This window comes from Mycoplasma zalophidermidis (assembly GCF_018913985.1).
GTDB classification, from domain to species: domain Bacteria; phylum Bacillota_I; class Bacilli_A; order Mycoplasmatales; family Metamycoplasmataceae; genus Mycoplasmopsis; species Mycoplasmopsis zalophidermidis.
The window spans coordinates 83,207-94,579 of sequence record NZ_JAHMHK010000003.1 but is presented as its reverse complement, the minus strand read 5'-3'; the positions used below and the strand labels follow the sequence as shown (position 1 = coordinate 94,579).

7 protein-coding genes and 1 pseudogene are annotated in these 11,373 nt (G+C 26.8%); all 8 read right to left on the bottom strand.

Translation table 4 applies throughout. The annotated features are described in order from the left end of the window. Window positions 1-340, bottom strand: a pseudogene (locus KQ878_RS02555) (hypothetical protein); the annotation flags it as partial. A 174-nt stretch (window positions 341-514) separates the two neighbouring features. After that, on the bottom strand, window positions 515-754 hold the full coding sequence (locus KQ878_RS02550; protein ID WP_216567875.1) for a hypothetical protein: 240 nt from the start codon (window positions 752-754) through the stop codon (window positions 515-517). A gap of 355 nt (window positions 755-1,109) precedes the next feature. After that, window positions 1,110-1,295, bottom strand: coding sequence for a hypothetical protein (locus KQ878_RS02545; protein ID WP_216567874.1), 186 nt, complete (start codon window positions 1,293-1,295; stop codon window positions 1,110-1,112). A 214-nt stretch (window positions 1,296-1,509) separates the two neighbouring features. Next, window positions 1,510-1,812, bottom strand: coding sequence for a hypothetical protein (locus tag KQ878_RS02540; protein ID WP_216567873.1), 303 nt, complete (start codon window positions 1,810-1,812; stop codon window positions 1,510-1,512). A gap of 482 nt (window positions 1,813-2,294) precedes the next feature. After that, window positions 2,295-3,308, bottom strand: coding sequence for an MAG5150 family histidine triad lipoprotein (locus KQ878_RS02535; protein ID WP_216567872.1), 1,014 nt, complete (start codon window positions 3,306-3,308; stop codon window positions 2,295-2,297). A gap of 1 nt (window position 3,309) precedes the next feature. Beyond that, window positions 3,310-5,376, bottom strand: coding sequence for a hypothetical protein (locus KQ878_RS02530; RefSeq protein WP_216567871.1), 2,067 nt, complete (start codon window positions 5,374-5,376; stop codon window positions 3,310-3,312). A gap of 175 nt (window positions 5,377-5,551) precedes the next feature. Then, a complete protein-coding gene (locus KQ878_RS02525; protein ID WP_171112014.1) occupies window positions 5,552-5,785 on the bottom strand; it encodes a YneF family protein in 234 nt (77 codons plus the stop codon). Window positions 5,786-5,921: 136 nt separating this feature from the next. Beyond that, window positions 5,922-11,300 carry an SGNH/GDSL hydrolase family protein gene (locus KQ878_RS04405; RefSeq protein ID WP_216567870.1) on the bottom strand — a complete coding sequence of 1,793 codons (5,379 nt, stop codon included), beginning with the start codon at window positions 11,298-11,300 and terminating at the stop codon, window positions 5,922-5,924. Window positions 11,301-11,373 lie beyond the last annotated feature (73 nt).

The window sequence follows — 11,373 nt, the reverse complement described above, 5'->3', positions numbered from 1 at the left end:
TACCTTTATTTTTCGAGACATTTTCTACTGGATAAATAAATAATATATCTTCTAATTCTACATTTTTTTGGGAAGTGATATTTCTTACAAGTTTATCTATTTCTTCGAAATTAAATTGATAGTCTATCTTATATTCTAATTTATATTTCTGATATAAAAAATCAGAAATATTTTTAATGATTTTATTTCTTAAATTACTTAAATCATTTTCACTATATTTAAAAACTCATTTCACAATCAAACTTAAATCATAAAGAATTTTATTATCGTTTTCGTCATTAACAAATTCTGCTTCATTAGTAATATTTACACTAGTACTATTTCTAATTTTTTTTAAAATCAAAAAAGATGCAAGTAAGTTGCAGCTTTTTACACACTAATTTTTTACGCATTCAACGATTTTTTTAGTTGAAACTAGTAAATCGTAGTTTGCATCATTATTGTTGGCTACTACTTTTGCAATCTTTAAGTAGTTATTTATTTTAGCTAAAATTGTTTTGTAATCTGGATAATATTAATATTCGCCTTTAACATAACCTAATAATTTTGCGGTTTTCTCCGCTTCAATAATTTCTGAATTTAAATCGTTTCTTTTTATTCCATTATTTATGTCTTCTAATTGTAGTAACGTTGTTTCATTAGCATCTTCTAAATCTCTAGCTACCGTATATACCATAAATGACGGAGTGTCAGGAAGTTTTAGATATGTGTTAGCATCGACTAATTTTGATTCAAGTCTTTCTTTCGCTGACACAACAAAATCTCATGTTTTTGGTGTGCCAGTGATTTTTATTTCTTTTGTTTTTGTTGCTTCGTCTACACTATTTTTTAATTTAATTCAGTACTGGAAGTTTTTAATTGCTTCTTTTGCTTTGTTATTAGCGTCTACAATATTTTTCTTAGCCTCGTTAATTTCCTGTTGTGTAACATGTTCCTTATTTTTTATTTTTTTGGTCGCGACAATAGCTTTATTTAAGTCTGCTTCGGTATCTAAAATGTATTTTATATCTTTATCAGCTTTTTAATTGTTAGCGATAATTTTTGCAGTATCTGTTGCATTATTAATTGAATTTGAAAAATCAGTAGCATCAGCTTTATTTCAACAGTTTCTACAACTTTTTTAGCTTTGTCTTTAGCATCATTGATTTCATCTTGAGTTGAATTAGGATTATCTTTAATTTTTTACTATCTTCACCAGTAATTGAGTCAATTTTTTTCTTGGTATCATCAGCATCGGTAATAACTTTTATTAATTTTTCAATATTTTTAAATTCATTTTTATTAATTGTTACCACGGCAGAAAAACTGTCATTTTGATCGTTCTTGTCAGTAATAGTAACCGGTACATCTACACCATCTTGACTAACTTTTGCATCAGAAAAAGTAACATTGTAAATAACAACGTTACGTAAATTATTTAGCTTAGGCGTGTTTTATTAGTATTAATAGAATCTGTGAATTATTGAGGTGTTTTTGATTAATCGCCATCTATAGTTAGATTACTACTTTCTAAATCATCTTTTGATGTTCTGAATTTCTCAATTTTGAATTCACCAGTGAATTTCTTACTGTTTTTTTCTGTTTCAACTTTGATAATAATGTAACTGATTGGGTTACCGTCTTTATCTTTTTTTTGGTTTCACGGTGTTTTATAAAAATGTTGTTATTATCAATACGTTTTCCAGAAAATATAACGTCGAAATCTTTGATAGAAAATTCATAACTTTTTTTATTTTTGAAATCATTTTTATTCAACGCAAAATTATTGGATTGGCTTACTGAAACTCCGGTTGCTAAAGCTGTCGATAGCAACCCCCAATAGTAAATTAATTAATTTCATTTTCATAATATGCTCTTCATTTATTTGTCTGTACTAAATTTACCAAATTAACCAAAAAAAGCTAATCCGAGTATTTTTTTGAATAAAAATCAGTGTTTGTTGTTGTTTCAGCTAAATTTGCATAAATTTAATCTTTGATGATTAATTTTATTTGTTTCAGAAAATAGGTCAAAATTCCATTAAATTAAAATCAATTACGCAACATTCTATTTTATAGACTTAAATTGAAACTCACAACAGTATATAAATAAATCTATTTAAGTGTTAATCGTAATTTTCCATTATTAATTGAGTTAAAAAATATTTAAATCCAGTAAATTCTAATTCCTAATTAAAAACAGATAAAATTAGTCGTTAAAAATAATTTTTTATTAAGTCAATAATAATTTATTTACAACTTGATTTATTTAATGGATTTTATAAATAAAATCACACCCGATGGTGTGATAAGTTATTAACTAGGATTTATTATATTTTCAATTGCTTTGATTTTATCAAGAGCTTTAATTGCTAATTGTCTCTGAAGTTCTAATTCTTGTTCAGCTTCATTAGCAATTTTTAAAAGATTTTCTTTATCAAATTTGATTTTATCAAATAAATTAGTTAGTCAATATTCACGTTTCTTTTGGTCTGATAATTTTTCGAAATCTTTTCTAAGGTTTAAGACTTTTACGAATTCTTCAACAAATTCTTTATTTTGTCTGATTGAATTCAAAGTTATATTCAAGGTTGCGTGTGAATGGGTGTGGGTATGATTGTCTGAACTATGATTTTCTTTATTATGTAGTGAGTCGTGTTGGTCCTCATCTCATTTATCATTGTTGTAAATATAGTCATTAAAAAAGTTTTTTAATCTAGTTAATTTTTCTTGAATCGTCTTATCTTCAAAATTTTTGTTACCAAGGTCATTTAAATAGTCTTCAAAAGCCCAAATTGAATTTGCATTATTTTCCAAGGAAATTTTTTTAGTATTAGTCTGGATTTGAATTTTGGCATCGTCAATAATTCCTAGGGAATTTTTAACTAATTCTACACCAGCATTAGATTCAAATCATTCTTCATATAAATCTTTATGATCGTGTGACCAATTCGCATATTCATTTTTGGCCAAAATATAATTACCGACAGTTGTAATGTCAGAAAATTTTTTAATTAATAATAAAACAGATTCTGAATCATCTTTATTATTTAACAAACTAAATTCGCTACTGAACTTAGAAAAACGAGTATTCTTGTTTAAAAATTGTTCTTGGTTTGAACCAAATTTTTGTTTGATTTTGTTGATAATTTCAATAAATTCGGCAAATATTTTTTTAATTTTTTGAGTTTCTGTTAATTCCAAATTTTGATGGGAGTTTTGTTTTAAATCACTATTTTGTTTACTTGTTTGAGAACAAGCAGCTGTTAGCATTGTAGCTGGTAAAATTGGAGATAACAACCCTACAAAGAATTTAAATTTTTGCTTCATATTATCAATTCTCCGAGTGTTTAAAAATTATGTTAAATGTTATTGGTTCAACAGAATTATTTTTCTTATTAGTTACGTTTATTGTTAGTGTTAAAACTGAAAAATCTTTAGCACCTGTTGCTGAATTTGTATGGTCTTTTACTTTAGGTGCATGTGCATTCCTGTCTATTTCGTAAGTAAAGTTATCATTTGTTGAATCCTTGGTAATTGAATATTCCAAGATATTTCTCATAACTTCAACTAATTGTTCGAAATTAAGATTTTCAAGGTCACCAAATTTAAAATTATCTAATTCGTAGTTGATATTTTCCATTATATTTTGGTAATTAATATAATCATACTTTTGATTTGCAATCATTTCTTTTGATTTGTCGATCATTCTTTCTAAAATTATGTGTTTAATATTATTTTTAGTATATTCAGAAGCTCTTTTTTCAGCCCCACTTAATATCATTTTTAAACAAAGAGATCATCCGTTTAACAATTGTGTTTTCATTAATTTTGCAAGTTCTTGAAATCCTTGTTTTTGTTTAATCGGATCAGTTAATTCACCAATTTCATTAGCTTTTTTAGAAAGTGTACCATTTATGCGAATTTTTTTAACATAATCATAATTATTGAACATTTTAGTTACAGATGCTTTTTCATCTTCGGTTAAAATATTTTTATAATTATCTAATTCTTCTCACTTGTCTTGTAAATCGAAAACCAAATCTTCAATTAAATCGATAGCTACTCCAACTTTTTTGCCGTAATCTGTATATTTGTCACTATTGAAAATAGTCATAATTTGGTCTGAATATTCTTTTAATTGAATTTCTTTTGGATGTACGTTGTTTTGTTTTCCGCCTATTCAAGCCAACAATTCATTAGCGTGGTGTTTAAAATTGCTGTCAGCTGTGTTGATTGTATAATCACCCACTTTTAGATTGGTAAAGAAACGATTCAATGTTATTTTAGTTTCTTTTTCAATGTTGAATTCGTGTTCTGCCTTCCCTTTAACATTGAAAATTAAATGTAATTGGTTAATATCTGTGCTATTTTCTTCAGCTTTTATTTGGTAGTCAACTTGGGTATTATCACCTTTAAAGTATTCATCAAATGATTCTGTGCTGTATTTTTTAATAATGTTTAATTTTTCATCGATTGTCGATGCTGAGTTGATTTCTTTTGCGACTTGGTCTGCTTTAATTTTTGTACCTTCTAGTGAGACATTTGAAATTTCTTCCATAAAAATATTCCCAATTTTTTTAACTTTATTCCATCCTAAAAAAGTTATACCTGGGTTTCCGTCGCCGTCAAACGCTCTGTAAACTCGACCAGTAATTCTATCTCTTGCACTAATATATGCGTGCAAATTATAATCTCCATGATGGTGTGTTGATTTATGAACTGTATATACTCATTTTGAATTTTTGGAATAATCTCCTTCGATGTCAATATATTGTTTCATTCAGTCTAAAATTTTTGTTGCATCACCATTAACAGAATCAAATTGTTCGTCGAATTTAGTTTTAAATTCCATTGCACCAATTTTTCTCCCGTTTCTATTGACATCAGTGTTTATTTTTAAATCTCCGACTTGAGCTATTCCGCCACTAATTTTTCCCGATTCACCGCTTTTTTCGTTATATAACTCAAAATTTGTGTACTTTTTAGAAATAGTTTCAGATTTGGTTTTATCTTGTTTTAATTTGAAATTTAAAATTAAATCACCTTTTCCTGTTGTTTCGGCATTTAAATAAGTAAGTGAGGATCTAGTGGGTACATTGATTGGTTTAATAGTAAATAAATTAATATAGTTGATTATTTCTTCATTAGATTTTCCGCTTTCAAGCATTAAATCTAAACGCTCTTTAATTTCTAAGGCGTTCATTGTTTTACCCAGTGAATTTAGATTTGTGTCAATAGTTAATTGATTGTTATTTGCGCTTTGGTCGCTTTCTTGAGTACCAGTATTTGGTTTAATCTGATTTGAATTGCCATTATTGCATGCGGCTGATACAAGTGGTAAAACAGATGCTGAAAAACTGGTAAATACTAGTGATAGTTTTGTTATTTTTTTCATTTTGCTCCTATTATTAATATAACGTTAAAATTCCCTAAGTACTTTATAAGGGAGTTATTATTACTAAATTATTTAAAAAAATATATAAAAGTTACATGGTTATATGTTAATCTTGCTTATTATACAATAATATTTTTAAATCTACTAAATAAAAAAGATACAGAGCAATCTGTATCTAGTTATCTTTAGCGGCGTAGATTGAACGCATAACATTTCTGACTTGTTGTTCAGAAGCTTTTCTACCCATTTGTAGAAACATCGCTCTAACCATTTTTTCAGTAATTGGAGGGTTTTCTTTAATTTGTTTTTGGATTTTACTACGAGCAATAAAAAAGCCAATAAATCCTCCAACGCAACCCATTGCTATTGAGCAAAAAATTACTGTTAATATTCATCCAGTAAGACCCATGATAACCTCCTATTGCATATGTGATTTTAATTTTAACATATAAATACAATTTAATTCAATTAAACAGAAGTTTTGTAATTATTTTTTCATAAAAATATAAATTTTCCGAAAAAAACAAAATAACCTAGTTAAAGAGTTATTTTGTTTCGGTGGGTTGGTATCCTTTTAACATATCTTCAAGTAAAACTTGTTTGAATGTTTTGGTATTATTGTATTTTGAATCTTTATTATTTCCATAATAAATATAAACCAATGTGTGGTCACGTCCATAGAATGTACTGCTTAGTCCGCCTGATCTCGAATTATATGTTCCTAATCAGCTAGACAATAATTGCTGTCCTGATATATAGTAGGATAAAGGTGTTGTTTTGTTGGCAAAACCAATTATCCTTAAATTGTTTGAATACTTATCAAGTAAATTAGGGTATTTTGAAATTTTATTTTTGAAAGCAGCTATAAAACCTTCCATCGTGAATGCCTCAGCTGTTAAACCAGTTCTGTTTCAGAATAATCCACCCGGAGAATTTGTGTAAAGAATTTGACTTAGAAATGCATAAAAACGTCAAATACTATGGTAGGCCTGAGTATTTTTCTTTAGTTCATTAATATCGGTGTATTTTTGACTTTCATTTAACTCTTTAAAGAATTGATCAACTAAAGGTGATACGAATATTTCAATAAATGCTCCAAACTCTCCTTTAATTATTCCAGATATTCCACTCGAAGCATTGAAGTTGCTTGATTCATTAGGTTTAGCAAACATAATTGCGTATATACCTTTATTAAAATCAGCTGGGGAAGATTCAAATAATAAATTAATAAAATCTGAATATGCTTTCGTATCTAAGTTTGAAAATATTGATTTAAAAACATCTTTATTTTCAAATATTTTACTTAGCATAACTACACCATCACTGGAGATAAATTTCATCGCCCCTTCTTTAAAAGCGTTTTGGATAAGTTCAGGGAATTTAGAAAGTTCGTGCTTATCTATTTCTTTAAGTTTAGAGAATAATGAATCGACAATATCATCAAGAATTTTTGTGTTTACAGCTTGTTTTGCAAAAGATTTAATAAAATCTTGAACAATATGGTCTTTTTCTTCAGCGAAGTTAAATCCGTTCGAACGCATTAGTTTGGCTAACCCTTTTCCTAATGCGTTAGACACATCTTCATTATTTGTGAAGATTTCTCTTATTCAATGTTTTAAACTATCTCTAATTGTTGTAGCATTCGATGATCTAAAGAATTCGCCTAATGCATTAGGCCATGATTCTAATGAGGCATATTTTTCGTTATTATTGAATAATTCATTCAAAAATGCTTCTAAAATATTTTTTAATTCCTGTGATTTGAATGCGCTCTGTAAGGTTTTTACTGCTGATTGCTGAGTGACGCCTAGTTTAGTCAATGCAGAATCTAATTTGAAATCAACTACAAATTTTTCAGTCAATGTATCATCAGTTGTTATTTTATTAACTATTGTTAGAATGTCCTCTTTTAGAGTTTGTTTATTTTGAACCAATGTATCTGATTTTAAAATTATTTGTGCTAATTTATAATCCGTTAAATGTAGTCCATTTATTATGTCTTTGCCAATATTTTCAATAAGCAGTTGAGTAGAATCGTTATTTTTTGCTGACTGAGAAATCGACTTAATAACCTTTTCGATTAATCCTATTTCCTTAATAAGTTTAGGCAATTCATTAAACAAGTCTTTAGCGAACTTGGTATTTGCTGCATCATCAGAATTTACACCATACGGTTTAATATTTTCAGATCATAATCCTTTCAATAAACTGAATATATTAGGGTGAGAAATAGCATTGACAATAATTCTTTCTAAGGCTTGAGCAATAATTTTCTCATTTTCGGAAGGTGTAAATAATAAGTTAATTAAATCTCTAAATGATGTTGCTTTTTGCAATGATTCGTGGTTGTTTGACGCAGAATCAATAATTGTGTCAAGCAATATTGAAATATCTGACTTCGATTTTTCAATTGTATCGTTAATCACAATTTTAAAATCTTCTTTGGTCATATATTTAGAAATATCATCAATAGTTTTTGATGGTAATTTTGCATAAATAGAACCAGCAATATCCATATTTTTTGAAGCAAAATTTAATCCATTTGTAACCAATTGTTTAATGACATCACGGTTTTGACCAATGATATTAGATTCAGTAAATATTTTGATTAATTTAAGTGTTGATTCCTCTGGTTGTGTTTTGTCAAATATACGTTTTACAATTGAATTTGTCAAATTATTGATATCTAGATTAATACCATTTATCTCCAAATTGTCAACTAAGTCTTCAACTATATAATCTATCAATTTTATCTTATCATTTCATGGTTCAATATCCCTAAATAAAGCTGTCATAAGCTGAGTAATCTGTTGGAGTTGAATATTTTCCCCTAAAGGTTGGTGTTTATTTAATTCAATATAAATAATATTAGAGATTATTTCTATTAAATCAGTATTTTTTGATAGTGAAATTACAAATGATTTTAAATTCAATTTGACAGCTTGCTTTTCTCCATCATTTTCTAATCAGTATTTAACTAGTGTCGTTGGTGTTGATAAGTCTACTTTGGTAGTTTTCGTATTTAATAATCCGTGTTTAATAAAACTTACAATTAATGGTTTTAATTCGTGGTAAGTAATGGTATGTTTAATTATTGAACGAATTGTATCGGTGTTAATTGATTGATAATCTTTCGGTAATTTTTTTTGTAATTCAGAAAATACTGAATTTAATTCAGGATAACTTATAGAGTTTGAAATAAGTTGAAGTAAATTATCTAGAGTGCGTGAATTTTCAATATTTTCAAATATTATCTTTGGTAAATCAAATAACGATGTTGCTGCGGCTAATTTATCGCTGTTAATTTGTGTTACATCTTCAATAATACTATCAATCAAGTCTTCGAATTTTGGTTCGTTTAATAATTTGTTAATTAAACTTGAAAAATCATCTTCATTAATTATTTTTTGAATATCTGTACCTAATGTTTGATAAATTGAGGCAAAGAATTTAGTTGTTTGTTCTTTATTTTTCGTAGAAATTTTTATTACGTTTTTGGTTAATGCTTGAAGTGATAATTTATATTTTGGAAGGTTAATTTTAGATGCGTTTTTTATTAATTTTAAAATATTTAACTCTAAATTATCCTTATCAAATTTAGATTTCAGTCTTTCAATTACATTTTTACCAAAACGACCTATATTGAAGTTATTTGGTAAATCAGATTTAAGTTCATTTATTAATTCGGTTGTAATGTCTTTACTAATACCTAATTCAGAATCAATCGAAGTTCAAAATTCTAAAATTTCATTCGTTAAGTCAGCTAAATTATTAATATCTACATTTTTAAAATATTCTGGATAATTAATAGTTAAGTTTTGAACTAAGTTGCGAAGCATTAATTTAAATTCCGGTTTTTTAATTAAATCGCTAGTAATATGGTGGAAAATATTTTGTATCGAATCAGAATTTTTTGGATTTTTGATAAATGTAAATCATAATTCTTTGAATGATTTCGCTTTTGAAAAATTAGGGCTGTCTTCGATAATGTTTCCTAAAATATCAGCTACATTGGTTTTAAGAGTTTCTGAATTTAAAATTAAATTTGCAAGATTTTTTAAATCATTTTTGCTAATATAAGGCGCAATTTTAGATGATTCCTTATCGTAAATTAAATCTATACCTTTATAAATTTCTTTCTTAGTAATATCTAAATTAACAACATTGGTAAAAATGTTTTTAACAATGTTTTTGAATTCAATCAAATTATCTTTAAAAACAGTTGTTTGCGTCAATGTAAAAATTAAATTGATTATTTTAGGTTCGTTTGATAATTCTTTTTTAAATGCTTCAATTAAATAGGTGATTTTATTATCTTTTGCCCCTGGTTTACCATCATTATCTCAATCATAATTTTTGAATGTTTCTTCAGCGTTTTTTAATAAATTTGGGATTATTTTTGAATCTTTGAATCAATGTTTAAGACTTGATAAATTTTTATTGTTATCTCTTTTTAAGAAATTCTTTAATGTATTTTGTGGGTCAATTTTATGATAAAAGTCAGACTCAAAAAAGTTTGGTAATACCTTATCAAAAACAATTTCATCCAATCCGACATTGTCAAGCACACGATTAAAATAGTTTTTTTCATTAAATTTGTTTTCATTTTTAAGAGTTAAATATTGTTTATCTTCGGTAAGTAGAAATTTATCTAAATCATCTCCAAAAACTTCATTAATAACTTGGTATGGGTCTTTATCTAATTTAATTTGAGTTAAAAATGAATCTTGATCGCTATTAAGATATGTTGAACCAAAATTTATATTATGTTTATAAAATTCTTTAGCGTTACGATTCGTTGAAATTAATTTAATAAATAAATCTATAGCTATTTTTTTATAACCTTTTTCACCTGGGTGTATATCAAATAGTGACGGAGTTAAAATTTCAGCATTTTTTACTCAGTAATCATGGTTAAATGGATTGATGAAGTATGTATTTTTCTTTGTGGCCGTATATTTAAGTTTCTTGTTTATTAAGTCTAGTAAAATAGTACTTAAATTGAATTTAGCATCTTTATCATATTTATTTATATGACGATCAACTAAATTCATAATTGTGTTTAATGGAGTAGGGAAACCTATAAAGTTAATATTAGAATTAGGTGCAAACTTTTGAATTCTATCAATAAATTCCTCTTGTCTTTTTTGAATATTATTGAATAAATTATTGAATAAATCATTTACTAAACTAGAAATATATGAGTAGTTTACTTGTTTAGAATTAATTAATTTTACAATTTCGTTTAGTGGTAAATTAGAAGCGCTTTCACCAATGGCGTGTAAGAAGTCATTCGCACCCAATGACACTGTAATTAAATTGCTTTTTGATAAATCATTGACCAAACTTTGATATTTATTTTTTCAACCATCGCCAAATCTGAATTTAACTAATTTCAACTCAATTTCATTTAATTTGGATTCATCGCCTTCCGATTTTAATAATAAGTTTCAGTCAGCAAATGTAGAACCGGTAACGGCTCGGTTTGAAAAAGCATTTAAACGTTTAATTTTATTGAAAAAATTAGCTAAATATGCTGGATAGCTAATACCGCTTACTTCGCCATTTTCAAATTTTCCAGAATAATCTTTATCTAAGGTAGCCACAAAACCTGCTGTGATTGAATCTCCCATGGCTAAGTAATTGATTGATTGATCTGCTTCAATTGCGTTTTTAGAAAAAATGCGGTTAGAAAGTTTAATTGAACTAATATCTACGTTAGGATTAATTATTTCTGTTTTTTGTTTTTTAGGCAAATCTGGAATATTAGTAATTGTATCAGCGGCATTTTTTTTGTTTATTTCGCTTGATTTTTTTACTTGCTTGTCCTTAGTGGGGATTAAACTTAGTCCTGTTGCTAAAGCAACAGTTCCTATTAAAGCACTAGACAAAATAATGATTGTTTTCTTAATTCTTACTTTCATATTATCTCCATATTTAATATGCGTATTATATTATAAAATTAAAATTTAATATTAAATACATACATGCGTTAAA